This window comes from Arthrobacter sp. 10N410 (assembly GCF_056394945.1).
This window is the reverse complement of the sequence record NZ_JBFTIP010000010.1, coordinates 32,836-55,762: the sequence shown is the minus strand read 5'-3', so window position 1 is coordinate 55,762 and position 22,927 is coordinate 32,836. Positions and strand designations below refer to the sequence as shown.

General features: G+C 68.3%; 23 protein-coding genes and 1 pseudogene. 19 read left to right on the top strand and 5 right to left on the bottom strand.

From position 1 onward, the window contains the following. Positions 1-113 precede the first annotated feature (113 nt). Positions 114-1,697: a GTPase HflX gene (gene hflX / locus AC1DB8_RS16160; RefSeq protein ID WP_476893588.1), complete on the top strand. Its 1,584-nt coding sequence runs from the start codon at positions 114-116 to the stop codon at positions 1,695-1,697. After that, positions 1,690-3,822, top strand: a complete 2,133-nt coding sequence (locus AC1DB8_RS16155) for an ATP-dependent DNA helicase (RefSeq protein WP_476893587.1) — start codon at positions 1,690-1,692, stop codon at positions 3,820-3,822. Before hflX ends, AC1DB8_RS16155 begins: the two co-directional genes overlap by 8 nt. A 255-nt stretch (positions 3,823-4,077) precedes the next feature. Here AC1DB8_RS16155 and lexA read toward each other — a convergent pair whose 3' ends face one another. Continuing rightward, complete coding sequence (gene lexA, locus AC1DB8_RS16150) at positions 4,078-4,827, bottom strand: transcriptional repressor LexA (protein WP_175323240.1); 750 nt, start codon at positions 4,825-4,827, stop codon at positions 4,078-4,080. Positions 4,828-5,278: 451 nt separating this feature from the next. On the opposite strand from lexA, the gene AC1DB8_RS16145 reads away from it, so the two are divergent. From AC1DB8_RS16145 to AC1DB8_RS16110, 8 genes are all read left to right on the top strand, one after another. Further along, positions 5,279-5,623, top strand: coding sequence for a LysM peptidoglycan-binding domain-containing protein (locus tag AC1DB8_RS16145; RefSeq protein ID WP_476893622.1), 345 nt, complete (start codon positions 5,279-5,281; stop codon positions 5,621-5,623). A gap of 101 nt (positions 5,624-5,724) precedes the next feature. Continuing rightward, a complete protein-coding gene (locus AC1DB8_RS16140; RefSeq protein WP_441419407.1) occupies positions 5,725-6,843 on the top strand; it encodes a histidinol-phosphate transaminase in 1,119 nt (372 codons plus the stop codon). 67 nt (positions 6,844-6,910) lie between these two features. Continuing rightward, a complete protein-coding gene (gene hisB / locus AC1DB8_RS16135) occupies positions 6,911-7,531 on the top strand; it encodes an imidazoleglycerol-phosphate dehydratase HisB (protein WP_175323243.1) in 621 nt (206 codons plus the stop codon). Beyond that, positions 7,528-8,286, top strand: coding sequence for an imidazole glycerol phosphate synthase subunit HisH (gene hisH, locus AC1DB8_RS16130; RefSeq protein WP_441419408.1), 759 nt, complete (start codon positions 7,528-7,530; stop codon positions 8,284-8,286). The genes hisB and hisH overlap by 4 nt, the downstream gene beginning before the upstream one ends. Then, positions 8,287-8,445, top strand: coding sequence for a hypothetical protein (locus AC1DB8_RS16125; protein WP_441419409.1), 159 nt, complete (start codon positions 8,287-8,289; stop codon positions 8,443-8,445). A gap of 96 nt (positions 8,446-8,541) precedes the next feature. Further along, positions 8,542-9,288 carry a bifunctional 1-(5-phosphoribosyl)-5-((5-phosphoribosylamino)methylideneamino)imidazole-4-carboxamide isomerase/phosphoribosylanthranilate isomerase PriA gene (priA, locus tag AC1DB8_RS16120; protein WP_476893586.1) on the top strand — a complete coding sequence of 249 codons (747 nt, stop codon included), beginning with the start codon at positions 8,542-8,544 and terminating at the stop codon, positions 9,286-9,288. Positions 9,289-9,301: 13 nt separating this feature from the next. Beyond that, a complete protein-coding gene (locus AC1DB8_RS16115; protein WP_476893585.1) occupies positions 9,302-10,207 on the top strand; it encodes an SseB family protein in 906 nt (301 codons plus the stop codon). Between the two features lie 63 nt (positions 10,208-10,270). Continuing rightward, positions 10,271-11,650 carry an MFS transporter gene (locus AC1DB8_RS16110; RefSeq protein ID WP_476893584.1) on the top strand — a complete coding sequence of 460 codons (1,380 nt, stop codon included), beginning with the start codon at positions 10,271-10,273 and terminating at the stop codon, positions 11,648-11,650. Here AC1DB8_RS16110 and AC1DB8_RS16105 read toward each other — a convergent pair. After that, on the bottom strand, positions 11,647-12,033 hold the full coding sequence (locus tag AC1DB8_RS16105) for a DUF1844 domain-containing protein (protein WP_476893583.1): 387 nt from the start codon (positions 12,031-12,033) through the stop codon (positions 11,647-11,649). The two genes, AC1DB8_RS16110 and AC1DB8_RS16105, sit on opposite strands and share 4 nt — an antisense overlap. Before the next feature lie 394 nt (positions 12,034-12,427). Between AC1DB8_RS16105 and infC the strand changes: the two genes are divergently transcribed. The 4 genes from infC to AC1DB8_RS16085 all read left to right on the top strand — a co-directional run bounded on the left by infC (position 12,428) and on the right by AC1DB8_RS16085 (position 15,327). Further along, entirely contained in the window at positions 12,428-13,462 is a 1,035-nt protein-coding gene (gene infC, locus AC1DB8_RS16100) for a translation initiation factor IF-3 (protein ID WP_441419414.1), read from the top strand. 115 nt (positions 13,463-13,577) lie between these two features. Beyond that, complete coding sequence (gene rpmI / locus AC1DB8_RS16095) at positions 13,578-13,772, top strand: 50S ribosomal protein L35 (RefSeq protein ID WP_009358635.1); 195 nt, start codon at positions 13,578-13,580, stop codon at positions 13,770-13,772. A gap of 119 nt (positions 13,773-13,891) precedes the next feature. After that, positions 13,892-14,362 (top strand): 50S ribosomal protein L20, encoded by a 471-nt coding sequence (rplT, locus tag AC1DB8_RS16090; protein ID WP_175323251.1) that lies wholly within the window; start codon positions 13,892-13,894, stop codon positions 14,360-14,362. A gap of 65 nt (positions 14,363-14,427) precedes the next feature. Further along, a complete protein-coding gene (locus tag AC1DB8_RS16085; RefSeq protein ID WP_441419415.1) occupies positions 14,428-15,327 on the top strand; it encodes a TrmH family RNA methyltransferase in 900 nt (299 codons plus the stop codon). 111 nt (positions 15,328-15,438) lie between these two features. Here AC1DB8_RS16085 and AC1DB8_RS16080 read toward each other — a convergent pair whose 3' ends face one another. Continuing rightward, positions 15,439-15,705, bottom strand: coding sequence for a GlsB/YeaQ/YmgE family stress response membrane protein (locus tag AC1DB8_RS16080; RefSeq protein ID WP_441419416.1), 267 nt, complete (start codon positions 15,703-15,705; stop codon positions 15,439-15,441). Positions 15,706-15,935: 230 nt separating this feature from the next. On the opposite strand from AC1DB8_RS16080, the gene AC1DB8_RS16075 reads away from it, so the two are divergent. Next, positions 15,936-16,856 (top strand): cation diffusion facilitator family transporter, encoded by a 921-nt coding sequence (locus tag AC1DB8_RS16075; RefSeq protein ID WP_441419417.1) that lies wholly within the window; start codon positions 15,936-15,938, stop codon positions 16,854-16,856. Positions 16,857-16,904: 48 nt separating this feature from the next. Here the strand turns inward: AC1DB8_RS16075 and AC1DB8_RS16070 are convergent, their stop codons facing one another. Beyond that, positions 16,905-18,113: an MFS transporter gene (locus tag AC1DB8_RS16070; protein WP_476893582.1), complete on the bottom strand. Its 1,209-nt coding sequence runs from the start codon at positions 18,111-18,113 to the stop codon at positions 16,905-16,907. A gap of 186 nt (positions 18,114-18,299) precedes the next feature. Between AC1DB8_RS16070 and AC1DB8_RS16065 the strand changes: the two genes are divergently transcribed. The 4 genes and pseudogenes from AC1DB8_RS16065 to AC1DB8_RS16050 all read left to right on the top strand — a co-directional run bounded on the left by AC1DB8_RS16065 (position 18,300) and on the right by AC1DB8_RS16050 (position 21,668). Continuing rightward, positions 18,300-18,743 carry a (deoxy)nucleoside triphosphate pyrophosphohydrolase gene (locus AC1DB8_RS16065; RefSeq protein ID WP_441419419.1) on the top strand — a complete coding sequence of 148 codons (444 nt, stop codon included), beginning with the start codon at positions 18,300-18,302 and terminating at the stop codon, positions 18,741-18,743. A gap of 42 nt (positions 18,744-18,785) precedes the next feature. Continuing rightward, the gene (locus AC1DB8_RS16060; protein ID WP_476893581.1) at positions 18,786-19,943 is read left to right on the top strand and encodes an NAD(P) transhydrogenase subunit alpha; all 1,158 of its coding nucleotides are present in this window, start codon (positions 18,786-18,788) and stop codon (positions 19,941-19,943) included. Continuing rightward, a pseudogene (locus AC1DB8_RS16055) lies at positions 19,943-20,281 on the top strand (NAD(P) transhydrogenase subunit alpha part 2); the annotation flags it as partial. The gene AC1DB8_RS16060 and the pseudogene AC1DB8_RS16055, both read left to right, overlap by 1 nt. A 13-nt stretch (positions 20,282-20,294) precedes the next feature. After that, entirely contained in the window at positions 20,295-21,668 is a 1,374-nt protein-coding gene (locus tag AC1DB8_RS16050) for an NAD(P)(+) transhydrogenase (Re/Si-specific) subunit beta (protein ID WP_476893580.1), read from the top strand. A gap of 64 nt (positions 21,669-21,732) precedes the next feature. Here AC1DB8_RS16050 and AC1DB8_RS16045 read toward each other — a convergent pair whose 3' ends face one another. Further along, positions 21,733-22,851, bottom strand: coding sequence for an Rv2578c family radical SAM protein (locus AC1DB8_RS16045; protein ID WP_476893579.1), 1,119 nt, complete (start codon positions 22,849-22,851; stop codon positions 21,733-21,735). Positions 22,852-22,927 lie beyond the last annotated feature (76 nt).

The following is a 22,927-nucleotide window of genomic DNA, read 5'->3' as shown; positions in this document are numbered from 1 at the left end:
GCCAGGCAACCCAGGAGGCACGGATGACCAATAGTCGTCAGCCCAGCGCGAATACCGCGCCACGAAACACCGAACAGCACTATTCTGAAGTTGTAGACCCTTCAAAGGAGACCATGACCAGTCAGCCCAACACCGGACCCGATTCAGCCGCCCAGGACATGAGCCCTGCGGAAATCCAGGCTGTCATCGACCGGATCCTCTCCAAAGACGCCCCTGCCCCGAAGACCGGACGCAGCGCCGACGCCGGGCACCCCGGCGAGTCCAGGGCGGTGTTCGGCAAGGCCCAGGCGATTTCGCGGCTGGATGAGGAACACAGCAGCTACGACGGCGACCAACAGGACCTCGAGGAGCGCCACGCGCTGCGCCGAACCGCAGGCCTGTCGACGGAACTCGAAGATGTCACCGAAGTCGAGTACCGGCAGCTGCGCCTCGAGCGCGTTGTGCTTGCCGGGCTCTGGACAGAAGGCACCCTCGCCGATGCCGAGAACTCCCTGCGCGAACTGGCAGCCCTCGCGGAAACGGCCGGTTCCGAGGTGCTCGACGGGCTCGTCCAGCGCCGCGCCAAGCCCGACCCTGGCACCTTCCTGGGCTCCGGCAAGGCCCAGGAGCTCAAGGACATCGTGATGTCCACCGGCGCCGACACGGTGGTGGTCGACGCCGAACTCGCCCCCTCCCAGCGCCGCAGCCTGGAAGACATCGTCAAGGTCAAAGTCATCGACCGCACGGCCCTGATCCTGGACATCTTCGCCCAGCACGCCAAGAGCCGCGAGGGCAAGGCCCAGGTGGAACTGGCGCAGCTCGAATACCTGCTCCCGCGCCTGCGCGGCTGGGGTGAGTCGATGTCCCGCCAGGCCGGTGGCCAGGTGGGCGGCGCCGGAGCCGGCATGGGTTCGCGCGGCCCCGGTGAAACCAAGATCGAGCTGGACCGCCGCCGGATCCGCACCCGGATGGCCAAGCTGCGGCGCGAAATCGCCGCGATGAAGCCGGCCCGGGAAACGAAGCGGGCCAACCGGCGTCGTAATGCCGTGCCGTCGGTGGCGATCGCCGGCTACACCAACGCCGGTAAGTCCTCGCTGCTGAACCGCCTGACCGACGCCGGCGTCCTGGTGGAGAACGCCCTGTTCGCCACCCTGGACCCGACGGTCCGCAAGGCCGAAACCTCGGACGGCCTGGGGTACACCCTCGCCGACACCGTGGGCTTTGTCCGCTCGCTGCCGACCCAGCTCGTGGAGGCCTTCCGCTCCACCCTGGAGGAGGTCGCCGACTCGGACCTGATCCTGCACGTCGTCGACGTCTCCCACCCAGATCCGGAAGGCCAGATTGCGGCCGTCCGCAAGGTGTTCAGCGAAGTCGACGCCCGCAAGGTGCCGGAAATCATCGTCCTGAACAAGGCCGACGCCGCCGACCCGTTCGTGATCGAACGGCTCAAGCAGCGCGAGCCGCGCCACGTTGTGGTCTCGGCCCGCACCGGGGAAGGCATCCCGGAGCTGCTCAAGGCCATCAGCGAGGGCATTCCGCGGCCCAGCGTCAAGATGGAACTGATGATCCCGTACAACCGCGGGGACCTGCTCAGCAAGCTGCACGAGACCGACGCCGAGATCATCAGCCTCGACCACGAGGAGACCGGCACCCGAGCCGTGGTGATGGTGCGCGAGGGGCTCGCGGCCGAACTGGATTCCTTCGTCAGCAATGACTGAACCAGCGGTGGCCGAGGGGGCGGCCGCGCCGTCCGAAAGCGCGCCGTCCGGAAGCGGCCCGGCTAAAGGCAAGGCTAAAAGCGGTCCGTCCGGCGAGCAGTTCGTGGTTGAACTGCTCGACCGGGCGGTCGCCGGCATGGGCGGCCAGAGCCGCGACGGCCAGCACGAAATGGCACGGCAGGTGGCGCGCGCGATCGAGACCGGCGACCACCTGCTGGTCCAGGCCGGCACCGGCACCGGCAAATCCCTGGCCTACCTGATTCCGCTGATCGCCCACTCGCTGGTCAGCGACAAGCCCACCCTTGTCTCCACCGCCACCCTGGCACTTCAGACCCAGATTGTCGGCAGGGACCTGCCCCGGCTGCTCAAGACCATCACCCCGGCCCTGGAGCGGCCGGTGAAGGTCGCACTGGTCAAGGGCCGGTCCAACTATGTCTGCCGCCATAAGCTCGAAGGCGGCTTCCCCTCCGAGGAACCGTCCGAGGGCCAACTGTTCTCCCTCGGCGAGGACACCTCGGTGCCGCACTTCGCGGCCGCGATGGGCGGCCCGTCCTCGCAGCTCGGCAAGGAAGTGGTCCGGCTCCGCGAATGGGCCGAGGACACCCAGACCGGGGACCGCGACGAGCTCATGCCGGGCGTGACCGACCGTGCCTGGCGGCAGGTCTCCGTTACCTCCATGGAGTGCCTGGGCGCGCAGAAGTGCCCGCTCGCCGCCGAATGCTTCAGCGAACTCGCCCGCCAGAACGCCGCCGACGCCGATGTGGTGGTTACCAACCACGCCATGCTGGCCGTCAGCGCCTTCGAGGGCCTGGCCGTGCTGCCCGAATACGACGTCGTGGTGGTGGACGAGGCGCACGAACTGCAGGACCGGGTCACGGGCGCCGTGTCCGGCCAGCTGTCCGTGGCCATGGTCCACGCCGCCGCCTCCGGCGCCCGCAAGCACGCCGGGATCACGGTAGATGCGCTCAATAACGCCGCGTCCAACCTTGAGCTCGCCATCGAGGGCGTTCCCAGCGGCCTGATGCCGAACGGACTGAACAGCGAACAGCTCGACTGCGTGGACCAGCTGCGCGACGCCTGCCGCGCCGCGCTCTCCGATTCAAAGGGGGACAGCGCCAACACGGCCGACGGCGGCCGGCAGCTTGCGCGGTCCCGGCTGATGGTGATCCTGGAACTGTGCGAACGGCTTCTGGCCGCCAAGGAGAACCGCGAGGTGGTCTGGTTCTCCCGCAACAGCAGCTTCGACCCGCAACAGGGCTACTCGCAGCCCGATGACTCCGCGCCGGCCCTGATCAACATCGCCCCGCTCAGCGTCGCCGGTCGGCTCCGCGAGGGACTGTTCGCCGACCATACAGTCGTCCTGACATCGGCAACCCTGGCGATCGGTTCGGCTTTCGAGCCGGCGGCCGGAGGGCTCGGCCTGGTGGGCCCGGGCGCACCCAGCTGGACGGGCGTCGACGTCGGTTCGCCCTTCGAATATCCGAAGCAAGGCATCCTCTACGTTGCCAAGCACCTGCCCAAGCCGGGCCGGGGAACATCCCCGGAAGCCCTCGATGAGCTCGAGAAGCTGATCCGTGCCTCCGGCGGCGGCGCCCTGTGTCTCTTCTCTTCCCGGCGCGCCGCCGAGGATGCGGCCGAGGCGATGCGTCCCCGGCTGGGCCTGAGCATTCTCTGCCAAGGCGAGTCGACCATGACCGCGCTCGTGAAGCAGTTCGCCGATGAGCCGGACACCTGTCTCTTTGGCACCATGTCGCTCTGGCAGGGCGTCGACGTGCCCGGGAACTCCTGCCGCCTGGTGGTGATTGACAGGATCCCGTTCCCGCGGCCGGACGATCCATTGATGACCGCCCGCTCCCGGGCTGTGGCCCAGTCCGGCGGCAACGGCTTCATGAGCGTCTCGGCGACCCACGCGGCCATCCGCCTCGCCCAGGGCGCCGGCCGGCTGATCCGTTCGACGTCGGACAAGGGCGTGGTGGCGGTCCTCGATTCCAGGCTGTCCACCGAACGGTACGGAGCGTTCCTCCGGGCCGCCCTGCCCCCCTTCTGGCCCACTACCGACACCTCGGTGGCCTTGGCCGCCCTGGAACGCCTCGCCAAGGAGAGCCCCAAGCAGCCCGCCACGTAACCGGTGAAGCGGCCCGCCACGCAGGCTGCCGTCGGCCGGGGCCGGGCCGGGGGTATGTGGGCCGGCGCTTGCGTTCCCGCCCGCTTTTCCGCGCCCGGGACCGGCACTGCCGGGTCACCGCGGCACCGCGCGGGCGGGCGCGCTGTCAGTGTGCCAAGAACCGGGCGGGAGCGCAGAAGGCCCCGTCCGGAACTGCGGACGGGGCCTTCGAGCTGCCGGGAGATGGGCCGGCCGGAGAGTGGTGTGGCAGGGGCGCTACAGGGAGCGCAGCACCGAGACGACCTTGCCCATAATGACGGCATGGTCGCCGAGGATCGGCTCGTACTGGGTGTTCTGCGGGAGCAGCCAGGTGTGGCCGTCCCGCTGGCGGAACGTCTTGACCGTTGCCTCGTCATCGAGCAGGGCGGCCACGATGTCCCCGTTGACGGCATCGTTCTGACGTCGGACGACGACCCAGTCGCCGTCGCAGATGGCGGCGTCGATCATCGAATCGCCTGCCACCCGGAGCATAAACAGTTCGCCGTGGCCCACCAGTTGGCGCGGCAGGGGCATCACGTCCTCCACCACCTGGTCGGCCAGGATCGGCCCGCCGGCGGCGATACGGCCCACGAACGGCACCATGGCCGTGTCCGTGGCGCTGGCAAGCTCCGAGACGGCGAGGCCGCCGACAGCCCGCAGGCCGCTGGACTTCTCCACGCCGGAAATCCTGGTCGTGCCTTCATCCAGTGTCAGCGGCATGAGGACTTCCATGGCGCGCGGCCGCTTGGGGTCCCGCCGCAGGTAGCCGAGCTTTTCCAGTTGCGAGAGCTGGTGGGTGACGCTGGAGAGGCTGGCGAGCCCGACCGTGTCGCCGATCTCGCGCATCGAGGGCGGGTAACCGTTGTCCGTCACGGAACGCTGGATGGTCTCCAGGATCTTTTTCTGCCGGACGGTCAGGCTTTTCGGCGCCCGGCCGGTTTGGGGGCTGCGCTGGGAAGCCCTCCCGCCGGCGGCTTGTGCTGCCATGTTCGCCATGCCTTTCCATTCCGCCCGGCCGCTGTGGCTACCGGGACCTGCCGAGCTGAAAATGTCAGACCCCGCTGATCAACTGATGTTCATCAACACAAGTGGTTGTCCTGTGATTCAAAAGTAGGCCAGCCGACAAGGTTTTTCAAACATTTGTTCTAGCGAGTCTCGACAATGTTCGTTCATAAGTGCTAAAACAGGAACAGCGAAGTTCGAATATGTGTTCGAAGCTTCACCCTTGGGTCGGTCCGCTGGTTTCGGTTCTGTATTCGAAGTTTCGGGTTTGAGGGTTCGCATTCAAGGGTTTTGCGTTTGAAGGTTAGGCCGGTTGGCGGCAGGTACGAGGAGTACGCCGGGCGGCACAGGTATTTCCAGTGGCACAGACAAGTCCAGGAGGGCTCAGCTCATGTCAGCAGTAAGCGCTATTTCCGGTTCGCTGGTTTCCATCCCCATGGAGGCCGCACCCGCGGCACCAGCCCGGCAGGCTCGGCTGCGGCTGACCCGCCGCGGTCGGTTCGTCTTCTTCGGGCTGCCGCTGGTTCTGTTGGCCGTGCTCGTCCTGTCACTGTCCGGCTTCCTGAATGCTCCGGCCAAAGCCGCCGACTCGGCCGCGGAGCTCTCGCTCACCCCGACGGTCACCGTTACGGTCCAGCCGGGGGAGTCACTCTGGGCCATCGCCGGTGCCGTCGCCCCGGAGCGCGACCCCCGTGACGTGGTCGCCGACATCGTTCAGCTCAACAACCTCGGAGCCGGCCGCGTCCTCCCCGGCCAGCAGCTCTACGTACCCTCCAAGTAAGCCCTACCCGGGCGAGTGGCGCGCCGGGCCATCGGTGCCGCCGGGCGGCCATTCGCGGTCACAGTTTCGGGGCGGGGCCGGGTCTCACTTAAACTGGGCAAGTGACTGACCAGCTAGAGCGCCTCAACCGACTGCCCCTCCGGACCAATCTGCGGGGACTGCGCCCCTACGGTGCGCCCCAACTGGATGTCCCCATCCTGCTGAACGTCAACGAAAACACCCACGGAGTCCCGGCGGACGTCCGCGCCGCCATCGCCGAAGCCGTGACGGAGGCCGCTGCGGGACTGAACCGCTACCCGGACCGCGAGTTCACCGAACTGCGGGAAGCCCTCGCCGAGTATCTCGGCCACGGACTGGACGCCACGAACATCTGGGCAGCAAATGGCTCGAACGAAGTACTGCAGCAAATCCTCCAGGCCTTCGGTGGCCCGGGACGGACCGCGCTCGGCTTCCCTCCCACTTACTCGATGTACCCGCTGCTCGCCGCTGGCACAGACACCGAATACATCGTCGGTGTACGCGCCGAGGACTACGGGCTGAGCGCCGACTCGGCGGCCCGCCAGGTCAGGGAGCTGAAGCCCAACGTCGTCTTCCTCTGTTCGCCGAACAACCCCACCGGCACGGGCCTGGGGCTTGACGTGGTCGAGGCGGTCTACGAGGCCGGAGAAGCAAGCCAGACCATCGTCATCGTCGACGAGGCCTACCACGAGTTCGCCCACGACGGGACGCCGAGCGCCCTGGCGCTGCTGCCCGGCCGGGAGCGGCTGATCGTCTCACGCACCATGAGCAAGGCCTTCGCCCTGGCCGGCGCCCGGCTCGGCTACATGGCGGCGGCGCCGGAGGTGACGGATGCCCTGCGGCTGGTCCGGCTGCCGTATCACCTCTCCGCCATCACCCAGGCGACGGCGCTGGCCGCCCTGCACCACCGCGTCGCGCTGATGGCAGACGTCGAGGACATCAAGCGCCAGCGGGACCGGATCGTGACGGAGTTGACCCGGATGGGCCTCAAGCCGGCCGCTTCGGATTCGAACTACGTTTTCTTTGGCGGCCTCGAGAACCCGCACGAGACCTGGCAGGGTCTGCTCGACGCCGGCGTCCTCATCCGCGACGTCGGCATTCCCGGCCACCTCCGCGTGACCGCCGGAACTGAGACGGAAACCACAGCGTTTCTGGAAGCCCTGGAACGGATCCTGACCGGCCACGAAGTACAGTCCGCCTAGACTTAAGCCAGGACCCACGCACACCGCCCCGTTCGCCGGGCGCCCGCCACATCCAAAGGACACCCACATGAGCAACACCGGATCAGCCGCTGCCCGGACCGCACGCATGGAGCGGACCACTAGCGAATCGTCCGTCCTGGTCGAGATCAACCTGGACGGCACCGGCGTCTCGGACATCAGCACCTCGGTACCGTTCTACGACCACATGCTGACCGCGCTGAGCAAGCACTCGCTGATCGACATGACGGTCAAGGCCACGGGCGACACCCACATCGACGTCCACCACACCGTGGAAGACGTCGCCATCACCTTCGGCGAGGTCCTCCGCACGGCGCTGGGCAATAAGGCCGGCATCCGCCGCTTCGGCGAGGCCACGGTCCCGCTGGATGAGGCGCTCGCGCAGGCCGTCGTCGACGTGTCCGGCCGGCCCTACCTGGTACACGCCGGCGAACCGGCCGGCCAGGAATACCACCTGATCGGCGGACACTTCACCGGGTCCTTGACCCGGCACGTCTTCGAAGCCATCACCCTGCACGCCGGGATCTGCCTGCACATGAATGTCACTGCCGGCCGGGACCCGCACCACATCGTCGAGGCCCAGTTCAAGGCCTTCGCCCGTGCGCTCCGGGCCGCCGTGGAGCCGGATCCCCGCGTCGAGGGCATTCCCTCCACCAAGGGCGCACTGTGACCGGCAAGGTGCTCCGGGACGGCGCCATCATCGACCCCGACGCCGCGAGGAAGCCGGCTTCGCCGGAGGGCAAGCCCACCGTCACCGTGCTCGACTACGGTTCCGGCAACGTCCGCTCGGCCGTCCGCGCCCTGGAACGCGCCGGCGCCGAGGTCATCCTCAGCTCCAAGCCCGAAGACGTGCTCAACGCCGACGGGCTCGTTGTCCCCGGCGTCGGTGCCTTCGAAACCGTCATGAACGAGCTCAAGGCCGTTGATGCCGTACGCATGATCGGCCGCCGCGTCGCCGGCGGCCGGCCCGTGCTCGCGATCTGCGTCGGGCTGCAGGTCCTGTTCGAAGCCGGCGTGGAACACGGCACCGTCGCCGAAGGCATGGGGGAGTGGCCCGGCAAGGTCGAGCTCCTCCCGGCCGAGGTCGTGCCGCACATGGGCTGGAACACGGTCACCGTGCCGGAGGGCTCCCGGCTCTTCGCCGGCGTCGAGAACGAGCGCTTCTACTTCGTGCACTCCTACGGCGTCCAGCACTGGGACTTCGACGTGATCCAGCCGCGCATGGCGGCCCCGCTCGTCACCTGGTCCGAGCACGGCGCCCCGTTTATCGCGGCGGTGGAAAACGGCCCGTTGTGCGCCACCCAGTTCCACCCGGAGAAGTCCGGCGACGCCGGTGCGCGCCTGCTGCGCAACTGGGTCGACAGTCTGCGTGGCGGCGCCAAAGCCCGCACCGGCCAGGCCGGCACCCCGGAACAGACCGCCTAGATGTGGTCCCTAGTCCTGATGGGGCTCGCCGGGCTGCTGGTCGGCGGCGCCTTGTCCTTCCGCCAGCAGAAAAGCCCGCTGTGGGTCCAGATCGTCTTCTACTTCCTGGCCGGGATGTCGCTGCTGGCCGCCTGGCTCTTGACCTTGCCGGGAAACTGACCCCTCCCGGGAAACTGGCCCCAGCCGGAAAACTGACCGGCCCGCAAGCACGCTCCCTATCCCGACCTGCCGCCCCAACACCGTGAGGACCCTACGATGACCACCGAAACCCCGCTGCCGGTACTCGAGCTGCTCCCCGCCGTCGACGTCGTCAGCGGCCAGGCCGTGCGCCTGGTCCAGGGCGAAGCCGGCAGCGAAACCAGCTACGGCACGCCGCTGGAAGCCGCGCTCAACTGGCAGGAACAGGGCGCCGAATGGGTCCACCTCGTTGACCTCGACGCCGCCTTCGGCCGAGGCTCCAACGCCGAACTGCTGCGCGAAGTCGTGGGCCGGCTGGACATCAAGGTCGAGCTCTCCGGCGGCCTGCGCGACGACGAGTCCCTGGAAAAGGCCCTGGAGCTCGGCGTCGCCCGGGTAAACCTGGGCACCGCGGCGCTGGAGAATCCCGAGTGGACGCAGCGGGTGATCGAGCGCTTCGGCGACAAGATCGCCGTCGGCCTCGACGTCCGCGGCACCACCCTCGCCGGCCGCGGCTGGACCAAGGAAGGCGGCGACCTCTGGGAGGTCCTCGGCCGCCTCGAAGAGGCCGGCTGCGCCCGCTACGTCGTCACCGACGTCACCAAGGACGGCACCTTGCAGGGACCCAACGTGGAGCTGCTGCGCCAAATGGTGGAGAAGACCGGCAAACCCGTCGTGGCTTCCGGCGGCATCTCCAGCCTCGAAGACCTCAAGGTCCTGCGCTCCCTCGTGCCGCTCGGCGTCGAGGGCGCCATCGTCGGCAAGGCCCTCTACAACGGGAACTTCACGCTGCCCGAGGCCCTCGACGTCGCCGGCCGCCGCTAGGCACGTCCCAGCCATGGAGCACAGCACCCAGCCCGCCGGGCGGCCGTTGCCCGGGCATATCGCTGCCGCCCTCGCCGGTGCCGGCGGCGCGACGGACTCGGCCGGGCAGCCCTGGGCGGGCCGCAGCCTCAGCGGTGACGACGCCAGGATCCACAACTTCGAGGACGACGACGGCGCCGCCGACGCCGGCTACCTGGCGGCGCTGGCAGCGCTGGCCGCCGGCCAGGGCGACGAGGCATCGGTAGTGGCATCCCTGGCGACCGCACGTGTCTTCGTGCCGATCCTCGCCCGGCTCGCCGAAGAAGGCGAGGCTGTGATCGGCCAGGAAGGCAAGGAACAGTACGGCGGGGAACTGCACGGGGACAAGCAGGCGGATATGGCCCTGGTGACCCTCAAGGCGCCCGACGGCCGGACCGCGCTGCCGGTGTTCACCTCGGCCGAAGCCCTGGCCGCGTGGCACCCCGAGGCCCGGCCCGTGGCGGTGTACGCGGCACGTGCCGCGCTCTCCGCCGTTGCCGAGGGCGGCGAACTGCTGGTGCTGGACCCCGGCTCCGCCGCCACCTTCGTGGTGCGCCGCCCGGCCGTGTGGGCGCTGGCCCGGCAGCACGCCTGGACGCCGAGCTACAGCGATCCGGCAGTGGCGGAAGCGGTCGAAGCGGCCGCGGCCGGTGTTCCGGCGCTCCGGCGCGTGGAAATTCGTCCCGGCGGTGGCGTTGCGTCGGCGCAGGCCGGCGGCAGGCAGCTTCCCGGCGGTGGCGCCGGTCCGGAGCTGCGCGTTGTGCTGTACCTTGAAGACGGACTCGACGCCGCCGCGGTGCAGTCCCTCGTGGCCGGCCTCAACGGAGCCTGGGCCCGGAATGAAACGTTTGCTGAACGGGTTGACTCGATCGAAATCAAGTTGCAGCGCGCAGCTCAATAGCCGACGGCCAGTTCGGAGACATCCCGGGGCTGCCGCAGGCAGTACTCAAAGGAATGCAGTTTCGTGAATTTCGCGCTTTACCGGGACCTGCTTGCCGTGAGGCCCATCAGGAACCTCCTGCTGGTCGGCATGGTCGCCCGCATCCCGCACTCCGCCGCAGGCGTGCTGTTGACCCTTCACATCGTCCTCACCCTGGGCCAGGGCTACGCCGCGGCCGGGGCGGCAGCCGCTGTCATGACGATCGGCATCGCCGTCGGCGCCCCGTGGCGCGGCCGCCGCGTGGATACCGTGGGTCTGCGGAGGGCGCTGATCCCGTCTGTCGTCTCCGAGACCGTCATCTGGTCGATCGTGCCGCACGTCAGCTATCAGCTGCTGCTGCCACTGGTCTTCGTGGGCGGCCTGCTGACGCTGCCGATCTTCAGCGTCGTGCGCCAGTCGCTGGGCATCCTGGCCAGCGGCGAGCAGCGGCGGACAGCTTTCGCCCTGGACGCGATCAGCACCGAACTGGTCTTCATGATCGGCCCCGCCGCAGGGGCCCTCGTCGCCACCGCGGGTTTCTCCGTGTTGGGCCTGACCGTGGTGGGGGTCGCCACTTCCCTGTCCGGCCTGTTCCTGATGTGGATCAACCCGCCCACCCGCAGTGCCGCGCCCGGCGTCGAACCGGATCCGGCCTTCGAAGCGGGCCAGCAGGAGGGTGCGGAGACGGCCCTCGTCGCCGCGGCACCCCATGTCCAGGAGGCTGCAGCGGAACTGGCGCCGCTGGCCGGCGCGGAACAGCGGCGGCAGAGCAGGCCCGGCTTGCGGCACAAGGTCATCCACAACTTCGCCTGGTTCACGGCCGCCGTCGCGGCGGTCTTCGCCGTCGCAGCCGGGGCGGGCATGGTGCTGAGCGGCACCGACGTCGGCATTGTCGCCGCCCTGCAGACGGGTGGCCATCAGGCCGAAATCGGCATCGTGTTCCTGTTCTGGTGCGCGGCATCGGTGCTGGGCGGCCTGGTCTACGGCGCCATGCACCGGCCCGTCTCACCGGTCCTGCTGCTGCTGGGCATGTCCGCACTGACCCTTCCAATGGCGTTCGCCCAGGACACCTGGACGCTCGCACTGCTCTCGCTGCTGCCGGGCCTGCTGTGCGCACCGGTGCTCTCTGCCGCGTCCGAGAAGGTGGCGGAACTGGTTGAGGAGGGCCGCCGAGGCGAGGCGATGGGCTGGTATGGCTCCGCCCTTACCGGCGGGGTGGCACTCGGCGCCCCGCTGGCCGGGCTTTTCATCGACGGCGTGGGCCCTGGCGCGGGCTTCGTCTCGGTGGGGCTGGCCGGCGTCGTGCTGTGCCTCGTGGGCCTGGTGCTGCAGCACCGCCGCCGTGGTCGTTGCCCGTTGGCCGTGGATGCCCGGCAGGTGCCGGCAAACGGGCCCTGTTGGCGGGCCCTGGTTGACTGGGCCTAGTTGACCGGTCCGGTGTACTTCTCGCCCGGACCCTTGCCCGGGGCGTCCGGAATGGCGGATTCCTCGCGGAAGGCCAGCTGCAGGGACCGCAGTCCGTCGCGCAACGGGCCGGCATGCTGGGAGCCGATCTCCGGGGCCGCGGCGGTGACCAGCCCGGCGAGGGCGGTGATCAGTTTGCGCGCCTCATCCAGGTCCTTGAGTTCCTCGGCGTTCTCCTCGGCGGCCAGGCCGAGCTTCACTGCGGCGGCACTCATCAGGTGCACGGCGGCGGTGGTAATGACTTCGATCGCGGGGACCTCGGAGATGTCGCGGATCTGCTGGGAAACATCGGCCTGGGCATCGGCCGGCTGGTAAACGTGTGAATTACTGTCTGGAGTGCTCATGCTGGTAAGCTTGTCACAGACCAACTGAATGTCGTTATTTCTGCAGAAGTCCACAAACGGAACAGAGACCCGGCGGCGCCACGTGCGTTGAGCCGGTATCTTTCTGTAGAATTGGTTTTCAGTTTGCAAGCGGAGTTCTCTCCCACCCGCGTCAGCCGCGAGTATTCCCTAGGAATCAAGGTTGCCGGGTACCTGGTCGGGCATTTTCTCCGGGCATTTAGCCTGGCGGGTATGCATGCCTCCTCCTCGCGGGGACGGCAGTACCGATCTTTGAGGCCTTCGATTGCTCCGGCAATTGGAGGCCTTCTTCATTTGCCGGCGGAGTACCCCTCACGAACACAGGAGCTTTAACATTAGCGAGCCAAGAATCAATGAGCGTATCCGCGTCCCCGAGGTGCGGCTGGTCGGCCCTGCAGGCGAACAAGTAGGCGTCGTCCGTATTGAGGATGCCCTGCGTTTGGCTGCCGAGTCGGATCTTGATCTCGTTGAAGTTGCACCGCAGGCCAAGCCTCCGGTGTGCAAGCTGATGGACTTTGGCAAGTACAAGTACGAAGCCGCCGTCAAGGCACGCGAAGCCCGGAAGAACCAGACCAACACGGTCCTGAAGGAAATCCGCTTCCGCCTGAAGATCGACACCCACGACTACGAGACGAAGCGCGGCCACGCGCTCCGCTTCCTCGGCGCCGGTGACAAGGTCAAGGCCATGATCCAGTTCCGCGGCCGTGAGCAGCAGCGCCCCGAGATGGGCATCCGCCTGCTCCAGCGCTTCGCTGACGACGTCGCCGAAGTGGGCGTCGTGGAGTCAAGCCCGCGCATCGACGGCCGCAACATGGTCATGGTTGTCGGACCGCTGAAGAACAAGGCAGAAGCCAAGGCAGAGGCCCGCCGTGCAACGCAGCGCGCAGAAGCCAAGGCCGAGAACGAAGCCAAGTCTTCGGGCGGAGGCCGCGTTGACACGTCCGCCCCCGAGGCACCCCTGACGCAGTCGCTTGCCGACCTGCTGCCGGAGGGCTACCAGGTCCGGACTGAGGCGCCCAAGGCTGAGGAAGCCGCGACGGAGGCTCCGGCAACGGAAGCCCCCGCCGCTGAGGCGCCCAAGGCTGAGGAAGCCGCGACGGAGGCTCCGGCGACGGAAGCCCCCGCCCAGGAAGAGCCGAAGCAGGAGGCCCCCAAGGCCCCCAAGGCGGCTGCTCCGAAGCAGGCAGCTCCGAAGGCCGCCGCGAAGCCCGCAGTGACCAAGGCGCCGGCCGCTCCCAAGGCTGCAGCACCGAAGGCACCTGCGGCACCGGCAACGCCGGCGGCCGAGAAGCCTGCGCCGAAGCCGGCTGCGGCACCGAAGCCGGTCGCCCGGCCCGCGGCTCCGAAGCCTGCGGCACGGCCGGCGGCTCCCAAGGCCGCCCCGAAGCCGGGCAGCAAGAAGACCAACTAGTTCACGGCTGCCGGACAGCAATGTCCGGCAGCAAGCAACCAGCACGCCGCCCGCAGGGGTGGCTGCACGAAAGACTGCAGACCCCGTCTGCGGATACGTAAGGAGATCGGTTCCCATGCCGAAGATGAAGACCCACAGCGGTGCTAAGAAGCGCTTCAAGCTGACCGGTAGCGGCAAGCTGCGCCGCCAGCAGGCCAACCGCCGCCACTACCTCGAGCACAAGTCCTCCAGGCTGACCCGCCGCCTCGCCGGCGACAAGATCGTCTTCAAGGGCGACGCCAAGGTCATCCGGAAGATGCTCGGCATCTAAGTTCCAAGTTCTCGGATCGATTGCCACCTGGCAGCGGTCCACTACCAAAAAGGCTTCTCAGGCCAGCCGGGTTTTCCGGCAGTAGATGCTTGGGATCAGAATTCTGAAGGAGTACGCACGTGGCACGTGTGAAGAGGGCGGTCAACGCCCACAAGAAGCGCCGGGTTATCCTCGAACGCGCAAAGGGCTACCGTGGACAGCGTTCACGCCTGTACCGCAAGGCCAAAGAGCAGCTGCTGCACTCGTTTGTGTACAGCTACGGCGACCGCAAGAAGAAGAAGGGCGACTTCCGCCGCCTGTGGATCCAGCGCATCAACGCTGCTTCCCGCGCCAACGGCCTGACCTACAACCGTCTGATCCAGGGCCTCAAGGCCGCTGAGGTCGAGGTTGACCGCCGTATGCTGGCCGAGCTGGCCGTCTCCGACGCCAACGCCTTCGCCGCGCTGGTCAAGGTCGCCAAGGACTCGCTGCCTGCCGACACGTCCGCTCCGGCCGTCCAGGTCGAGGCTGCTGCGGCCCCGAAGGCTGCGAAGAAGCCTGCCGCGAAGAAGCCTGCTGCCAAGAAGGCTGACGCCGAGGCCGCAAAGTAGTTCCTCCCGCCGTCGAAAGACAGCGTCGTTCAAGAACTGCTCGCGAGAGCAACTAAGGTTCTTATATGAACGAAACCGGGCGCCCGCAAGACTTTCCACTTTCCAACCCTCGAGCCGATCGAGTGAGGAAGGTGGCACAGCTTGCCGGGCGCCCGGCCCGTTTAAAGCGCAGCGAGTTCCTGGCGGAGGGGCCGCAGGCCGTCCGGGAAGCCCTGGTCCTGCACCAGAAGAGGGTTGCCGCGGGGGAGCCCGGCATCGTCTACGAGGTCTACGCGAGTGAGGCCTGCCTGGACCGGCACCCGGACCTGGAGGCACTCGCGGAGGGCACCAGCGCGTACCTGGCCACCGACGAAGTGCTGGCCGCGATGGCGGACACGGTCACCCCGCAGGGCATCCTCGCGGTCTGCGGCTTCCTGGACGTCGGCCTCGATCAGGTGCTGGACGCGGACCCGCAACTGGTCGCGGTCCTGTGCCAGGTGCGCGACCCCGGCAACGCCGGAACCGTGCTCCGGGCCGCCGACGCCGCCGGGGCGGACGCCGTCATCCTGACTGCCTCCAGCGTTGATATCTACAACCCCAAAGCTGTGCGCTCTACGGCCGGATCCCTGTTCCACCTGCCCGTGGTGCTCGGCGCCGATGTCGAGGAACTGGTGGCACGCTGCAAGGAACGCGGCATCGGTGTCCTCGCGGCGGACGGCCAGGGCCAGCTGAATCTGGACCGGCTCCAGGACGAGAACGCGGCCCGGCGGCTCGGCGCGTCCGCGGCCGAATCAGAGTACGCCCTGGAACAGCCAACCGCCTGGCTGTTCGGCAACGAGGCCCAGGGGCTCTCCGAAGAGGAACTCGCCCTAGCAGACCACCGTGTCGCCGTGCCGGTCTACGGGGCGGCGGAAAGCCTCAACTTGGGCACCGCGGCAACGGTCTGCCTTTACGCCAGCGCCCGGTCGCAGCAGCGCACTGCTTAGCCGGCAACACCTTTAGAAGAACCAACGACGGCGGGGGCCCACCAATTGGTGAGCCCCCGCCGTCGTGCCTTCACCGCTGCGGCATTGCTGCCGGGCGGTGGCGTGAGAGATTTACGTGGTCCGGTTTCGCCCGGTGATGGCGCCGTAGATGCCTGCTACGACGAGGCCGCCGACTATAGCCAGGATCCAGGAACCCAGGTTCCAGAATTCCATCTTGCCGCCGCCGAACAGCAGGTCGCCGATCCAGCCGCCGACAACGGCCCCGACGACGCCGAGCACGAGGCTGGTGACCCAGCCGCCGCCGACCCTGCCAGGCATGATTGCCTTAACGATTGCACCTACAATGAGTCCGAGAATGATCCAGCCTAGAAAGCCCATGTCTCCTCCTACATATTCGTCGGCATTCACCTTAGGAATCCCGATTATGGCTTCAAGCTAACACAGGCGTGATCGCGTGTCAGCAACATCACACTCAATCGTTACGTACCGCAAACCGGCCCCGCCGCGGTGCGGTGGCGGGGCCTAAACGGGTACGGTGTTCCTTGCGGACACGGGCCCCAAGCGCCTTCCGCACGTTCCCCTGAAAAACCTCCAAAGGAGAAGCTCTCTTGGCTGCAAACGGCGGTACCAAGGCGATTGTCGCGGCGTTGGCCGCCAACCTGACGATCGCCGTCCTCAAGTTCGTCGCATTCATCCTGACGCTGTCCTCGTCGATGCTCGCGGAGGCCATCCACTCGCTCGCCGATTCAGGGAACCAGCTGCTCCTGCTGGTCGGCGGAAAGCGCGCCAAGAAGGAAGCGAGCCCTGAACACCCGTTCGGGTACGGCCGGGAACGGTACATCTACGCGTTCATCGTCTCGATCGTGCTCTTTTCCGTCGGCGGCCTGTTTGCGCTCTACGAGGCCTGGGGCAAGATCCAGCACCCGCACGGCATTGAAGGCGACTTCTGGTGGGTCCCTCTGGCCGTGCTGATCGGCGCCATCGTCGCCGAGTCCTTTTCGTTCCGGACCGCGATCCGGGAGTCCAACCCGCTGCGCGGCAACCAGAGCTGGGTCCACTTCATCCGCAACGCCAAACAGCCCGAGCTGCCCGTGATCCTGCTGGAGGACTTCGGCGCCCTGCTGGGCCTGGCCTTCGCCCTCTTCGGCGTGAGCATGACGCTGGTGACCGGCAACGGCATCTGGGACGCCCTCGGCACCGGGATGATCGGCCTGCTGCTGGTGGCGATCGCCGGGGTGCTGGCGGTGGAAACCAAGTCCCTGCTGCTGGGCGAGTCGGCGACCAAGGCCGACGTCGCAAAGATCCGCGGCGCCATCGAGTCCGACGGCACCAGCATCATCCACATCAAGACCATGCACCTCGGCCCCGAGGAACTGCTGGTGGCGGCCAAGATCGGCGTCGGCGCGGCCGACTCGGGCCGGGACATCGCGGCGGCCATCGACGCCACCGAGGTCCGGATCCGCGAAGCCGTGCCCACCGCACGGGTGATTTACCTGGAACCGGACGTGCAGCGCGTCAGCGCCAGCTAGTTCGCGCGTTCCACCCCGGGGCCGCTGGGCCGGTACCGCATCAATCGGCTACCGGACCAGCGGCTTCCTGCGTTCGACCGCACCGCTGAGGGCGGCGACGCCGAGGCCCAGGATGGCCAGCACCGCCCCCACGAGGGCCGGCGCCACGTAGCCCCAGCCCCACGCGATGACGAGACCGCCGAGGAAAGCGCCCAGGGCGTTCGCCACGTTGAGGGCCGCATGGTTCAGCGAGGACGCCAGCGACGGCGCGCCGGGGGAGGCATCGAGGAGCCGCGTCTGCAGCGCCGGGACGAGCATGGAACCGGCGGCCCCCACGACGAAGACCATCACGTAGGCGGACCAGGGCCAGTGCACGGCCACCGCGTAGACCACGAGCGCCACGGCAACGCCGGGCAGGACCCAGTAGATGGTGCCCATGACGGACTTGTCCGCAATCCGTCCGCCGACGATGTTTCCCACCACCATGCCCACGCCGTAAAGGGCGACGACGAGCGGCAGCCACTCCGAGGGAATGCCCGCCACTGAGGTCATGGTGTGCGCGATGTAGGTGTACGTGGCGAAGAAACCGCCGAAGCCGACCACGCCGATCAGGACGGCGAGCCAGACCTGCAGCCGCTTCAGCGCGCCGAGTTCACGGCGGATGCTCGCGTCGGCGTGGGGTTTCTGGAACGGCACGAACTTCCACAGCATGGCCATGGTGGCGATGCCGATCAGGCCGACCAGCAGGAAGAGCAGCCGCCAGCCAAAGTTCTGGCCCAGCCAGGTCCCGAACGGCACACCGATGACGTTGGAAACGGTGAGGCCCGCCATCACCATCGAGATGGCCCAGCCCCGTTTGGTCGGGGCGACCAGGGACGAGGCAATGACCGCGGCAACCCCGAAGAAGGCGCCGTGCGGCAGACCTGCGGCGAAGCGGGACACCAGCATGGTGCCGTAGTCCGGGGCGATGAAGGAACTGAGGTTCGCGAGGCTGAAGAACAGCATGAGCCCCAGCGCGAGGTACTTGCGCGGCAGTTTGGCTCCGACGGCGGCCAGCACCGGTGCGCCGACCACCACGCCCAGGGCATAGGCGGAGATCAGGTGCCCGGCCTCCGGGGTGCCGATGCCCAGGCCCTGTTCCACCTCCTGGAGCAGACCCATCATGGTGAACTCTGTGGTGCCGATGCCGAATCCGCCCATCGCAAGGGAAATGATGGCGAGGGCAAGGTGGCGGCTGCCGGTTTTCGGCGTCGCGGGGGCGTCTTTGGTGGTCGTCATTCATCTACTTTTCGGGAATGATCCCGGCTGGAGCCAGGAGAATGCGGCGCAGTGGTTCGGCGTGGAGTCTCTGAGCAGGGAATGCGGGGCGCAGGCTCCGGTATTCCAATATTCCAACGGCGTACGCCAGGTCTCCCATCATTGTCCCCCGGCAACCACGGCCGCGGCGCCCCTAGACTGGTGGACGTGACTGAACTCATCAACGTCGTCGGCGGCGCAGTAGTGGATTCCCTGGCCGACCCCCGGACCCTCCTGGTGGCGAGGCGGACCGCACCACCCCAGTTTGCCGGCATGTGGGAGTTCCCCGGCGGCAAGGTGGACCCGGGTGAGGCTCCGGAGCGTGCACTGCACCGTGAACTGCTGGAGGAACTCGGGGTGGAAGTCCGGCTGGGGCCGGAGCTGCCCGCTGAGGCACCGGCCGGCTGGCCGCTCAACGACCGGGCCGCGATGCGAGTCTGGTTCGCCGAGCTGGCGGCCGGCACGCCGCAGCCACTTCAGGACCATGACGAACTCCGCTGGGTGGCGCTGACGGACCCGCAGGAAGTCCTGGAGCTGCCCTGGATCCCGGCCGACCTGCCGATCGTGGAAGCACTCCTGGCGGCGGTCGCGGCGGAACCCTCGCCAAACTAGGCGCTGTGTGCCTACGCTGGGGCGAACCGAGAGGAGCTTGGCGTGCAGGTGGGGGTCAGACGGGAACAGCGTGCGGGGGAACGCCGGGTTGCGGCCACCCCTGAGACGGTGCGGCAGCTCACGGGCCTCGGCTTGTCGCTGCTGGTGGAATGCGGTGCCGGCGTCGAATCCGGCTACGGCGACGCCGACTATGAGGCGGCCGGGGCCAGCCTCACACCGGAGCTCCCGCTGGACGCCGTGGATGTCCTGTTGCACGTCCGCCCGCTCTCCCCGGAAACAGCCGGCGCGCTGCGGCCCGGCACCGTCACCATCGGTTTCGCCTCACCGGCTTCGGAACTTCCGGCCGTGGGCGCCCTCGCCGCCGCCGGCGTGACGTCCTTTGCCTTGGAACTCGTGCCCCGGATCTCCCGTGCCCAGTCTATGGACGCGCTCAGCTCCCAGTCCCTGGTCGCCGGCTACCGCGCCGTGCTGGAGGCGGCCCTGCGCTACCCGAGGTTCTTTCCGCTGTACATGACCGCCGCCGGGACCATCCCGCCGGCGCGGGTGCTGGTGCTCGGCGCCGGCGTCGCAGGCCTGCAGGCGATCGGCACCGCGAAACGGCTCGGCGCGCGGGTCTCGGCCAACGACATCCGCGCCGCCTCCGCCGACGAGGTCGCTTCGATGGGCGGCACCTTCATTAACCTGGAGCTCGATACCGGAGCTGCGAACGCGTCCGCTGAGGGCAGCGGCGGCTACGCCCGTGAACTCGCGGAGGACCGCGCGGCCCGGCAGCGTGCCTTGCTGGCGCCACACGTCGCCGCGGCGGATGTGCTGATTACGACGGCGGCGATTCCGGGCCGGGCCGCCCCGCTGCTCGTCACCGCCGACATGGTGGCCGGGATGCGGGCCGGATCGGTCGTCGTGGATCTTGCCGCCGAATCCGGCGGCAACGTCGAGGGAGTCATCGCCGGCCGGGACATTTTGGTTCCGGTCCCGGGCGGCGCCGTGACGCTGGTCGGGATGCAGGACGCGGCGTCTGCCGTAGCTTCCGACGCGTCCCGGCTGTACGCCAAGAACGTCGCCAACCTCCTGGCCCTGATGACCCTGGACGGCAAGGTGGTCCCGGACTTCGACGATGACGTCGTCGCCGGGGCCTGTCTGACCCACGACGGCGCCGTACGGCACGCCGGCACGGCGGCAGCGATGGAGGCCCACAACTAATGGATGCTGTCACGTTACTCACGGTGGTGGTGCTCGCCGTCTTCGTCGGCTTTGAAGTCGTCTCCAAAGTCACCAGCAAGCTGCATACCCCGCTGATGTCCGGCGCCAACGCCATCCACGGCATCATCCTGGTCGGCGCGGTCATCGTGGCAGGCCAGGCCGACGACCCCTGGCTGCTCGCCGTCGCCTTGCTCGCGGTGGTCCTCGCGACCGTCAACCTGGTGGGCGGTTTTGTCGTCACGGACCGGATGCTGGAGATGTTCGGCCCGCGGAAGGCCGCGCGTCCCGGTGCCACTACGGTATCCGGCCCGTCTGCCGGCGCCGGTGCGGCGCGGCGCGGGAGGAGGGCAAATGAGCGTCCTCGCCCCGGGCTGGACCGCGCTGTTCTACCTCGTGGCGGCCGTCTGCTTCATTCTCGCCCTGAAGGGCCTCAGCTCGCCCCGGACCGCCCGTCGTGGCAACGCCATCGGCGCGGCCGGTGCTGCGGTGGCCGTGGTGACCGTGTTCCTCTCCGCGCGGCTGGAGAACATTCCGCTGATCCTGGCCGCCATCGCCGTCGGCACCGCACTGGCCGTACCGGTGGCCCGGCGGGTGCAGATGACCCAGATGCCGCAATTGGTGGCCCTGTTCAACGGGGTGGGCGGCGGCGCGGCGGCGCTGGTAGCGGTGCTGGAACTCGGCCACAGCGCCGACTCCTGGGTGCGGCTGGCCGTCGTGTTCACCATGCTGGTCGGCGCGGTGTCCTTCGCCGGTTCGGCCGTCACGGTCGGGAAACTGCAGGAGCTGATCAGCACCCGACCATTGCTCTTCCCGGGTATGCCTGCCGTAATGGTGCTCGTCCTGGCGGGCGCCCTGACCGCGGGTGGACTCGTTGTGCTGACGGGGTCGGCGGCCTGGGCCGGGGCGCTGCTGGTGCTGGGCCTGGCCGCGGGGCTACTGCTGGTGCTCCCGGTCGGCGGGGCCGACGTGCCGATCGTGATCTCGTTGCTGAACGCCTTCACCGGCCTCGCCGTCGCGGCGTCCGGGATCGTGCTCGGCAACGTGCTGCTGCTCGTCGCCGGGACACTTGTGGGCGCCAGCGGCACCATCCTGACCAAGGTGATGGCCTCGGCCATGGGGCGCGGGGTGGCCGGCATCATGTTTGGCGCCTTCCGGGGCGGATCCACAGCGGGTTCGACCGCCCTCAGCGACCGGCCGGTGCGCTCCTCCTCGGCCGAGGACGTCGCCGTCCAGCTCGGCTATGCCCAGCGCGTCGTGATCGTGCCGGGCTACGGCCTCGCCGTCGCCCAGGGCCAGCACACGGTAGCCGAGCTTGCCACCGCCCTCACCGCCAGGGGAGTCGACGTCGTCTTCGCCATCCACCCGGTCGCGGGCCGGATGCCCGGGCACATGAACGTGCTGCTGGCGGAGGCAAACGTGCCGTACGAGTCGCTCCGGGAACTCGAGGAGGTCAACCCGGAGTTCGCCAACGCGGACATCGCCCTGGTGGTGGGCGCGAACGACGTCGTCAACCCGGCCGCGAAGTCGTCCCCGGGGTCGCCGATCTACGGGATGCCGATCCTTGAGGTAGTCCAGGCGCAGCAGGTGGTGTTCCTGAAGCGCTCGATGCGGCCGGGCTTCGCCGGCATCGAGAACGAGCTCCTGCATGACCCCAAAACCACCCTGCTGTTCGGCGACGCCAAGGATTCGCTCTCCAAGGTCCTCGGAGCGGTCAAAATCCTCTAGGCGCCGGACTAGGCACCGGCGTCGGGAAGGCGCCCTGCCGGAGAACAGGAAGAGGACGCGCCGGTCAGAAGAGCGTGGGCTGCGCTGTTCCGGCGTTGACGCCGGCACTGTAGGCCGCCGCTCCCGGTCCGGGGATGCTGCCCGCCGGGTACTGGGCTTCCTCCTCCCGCGGATCATCGTTGAGGTCCCGGTGGCTGAACCCCGAGGATCCCAGGAAGCCGTGCCGGGACTTGAAATACCGGATGCGGCCCGCCAGCCACGCGCGGTATTCCTTGGAAGCGTAGGAACCGCTGCCATAGAGGCGGCGGTATTTTCCGGCGAGCTGGGGGTGCTCACGGGCGATCCACTGCATGAACCACTCCCGGGTGCCGGGCTTGAGGTAGAGCGCCCCTGCCGTGACGCCTGTGGCGCCAGCCGCTGCGAGCGAGCCGAAGAGCGAGTCCAACGCTTCGTCGGAGTCCGAGAGCCAGGGCAGGATGGGCATGGCCATCACGCCGCAGGGAAGCCCCGCGTCGCGCAGCCGGGAGACCAGCTTCAATCTGGCCCGCGGGCCCGGCGTTCCGGGTTCCACCGCCTCGGCGAGCCGCTCGTCGGTCATGGCCAGCGAGATCCCAACGCCCACCGGGACCTGGGCGGCGGCGTGCTTGAGCAGCGGGATGTCCCGGGCCAGCAGCGTGCCCTTGGTGAGGATGGACAGCGGAGTGCCGGAGTCGGCCAGGGCGCCGATGATGCCGGGCATCAGCTGGTAGCGGCCTTCGGCGCGCTGGTACGGGTCCGTGTTGGTGCCCAGGGCGACGTGGTGGCGCTGCCAGGAGGGCTTGGCGAGTTCCTTGCGCAGCACCTCGGCGGCGTTGATCTTGACTACTACCTGGCTGTCGAAGTCGAGGCCGGAGTCGAAGTCGAGGTAGGTGTGGCTCTTGCGGGCGAAGCAGTAGACGCAGGCGTGGCTGCAGCCGCGGTAGGGATTGACCGTCCACTCGAACGGCATGCGGGAACCGGCGGCCACCTTGTTGAGCACCGATTTGGCGGTGACCTCATGAAAAGTGACCCCGGCAAACTCAGGGGTGGAGACGGACCGCACGAGTCCGGCCAGCGGCAGCAGGGCCGGCGAGGCGGGCCCTGCGGCGGACCCTGCAGGGAGAGCTTCGCCGCTTGGCTTCAGTGCTTGCGCGTCCCATCTCATGGATACATTCGAATATATGTTCGATCTTAAGTCAAGGACCCGGGGCCAAAGAAACAGCGCCGGCACGGATCATAGC

Coding starts and splice junctions, on each gene's coding strand:
- hflX (WP_476893588.1), top strand. CDS start 114: ATGACCAGTCAGCCCAACACCGGACCCGATTCAGCCGCCCAGGACATG.
- AC1DB8_RS16155 (WP_476893587.1), top strand. CDS start 1,690: ATGACTGAACCAGCGGTGGCCGAGGGGGCGGCCGCGCCGTCCGAAAGC.
- lexA (WP_175323240.1), bottom strand. CDS start 4,827: ATGGCAGCACAAGCCGCCGGCGGGAGGGCTTCCCAGCGCAGCCCCCAA.
- AC1DB8_RS16145 (WP_476893622.1), top strand. CDS start 5,279: ATGGAGGCCGCACCCGCGGCACCAGCCCGGCAGGCTCGGCTGCGGCTG.
- hisB (WP_175323243.1), top strand. CDS start 6,911: ATGAGCAACACCGGATCAGCCGCTGCCCGGACCGCACGCATGGAGCGG.
- AC1DB8_RS16125 (WP_441419409.1), top strand. CDS start 8,287: ATGTGGTCCCTAGTCCTGATGGGGCTCGCCGGGCTGCTGGTCGGCGGC.
- priA (WP_476893586.1), top strand. CDS start 8,542: ATGACCACCGAAACCCCGCTGCCGGTACTCGAGCTGCTCCCCGCCGTC.
- AC1DB8_RS16115 (WP_476893585.1), top strand. CDS start 9,302: ATGGAGCACAGCACCCAGCCCGCCGGGCGGCCGTTGCCCGGGCATATC.
- AC1DB8_RS16105 (WP_476893583.1), bottom strand. CDS start 12,033: ATGAGCACTCCAGACAGTAATTCACACGTTTACCAGCCGGCCGATGCC.
- rpmI (WP_009358635.1), top strand. CDS start 13,578: ATGCCGAAGATGAAGACCCACAGCGGTGCTAAGAAGCGCTTCAAGCTG.
- AC1DB8_RS16085 (WP_441419415.1), top strand. CDS start 14,428: ATGAACGAAACCGGGCGCCCGCAAGACTTTCCACTTTCCAACCCTCGA.
- AC1DB8_RS16080 (WP_441419416.1), bottom strand. CDS start 15,705: ATGGGCTTTCTAGGCTGGATCATTCTCGGACTCATTGTAGGTGCAATC.
- AC1DB8_RS16070 (WP_476893582.1), bottom strand. CDS start 18,113: ATGACGACCACCAAAGACGCCCCCGCGACGCCGAAAACCGGCAGCCGC.
- AC1DB8_RS16050 (WP_476893580.1), top strand. CDS start 20,295: ATGAGCGTCCTCGCCCCGGGCTGGACCGCGCTGTTCTACCTCGTGGCG.
- AC1DB8_RS16045 (WP_476893579.1), bottom strand. CDS start 22,851: ATGAGATGGGACGCGCAAGCACTGAAGCCAAGCGGCGAAGCTCTCCCT.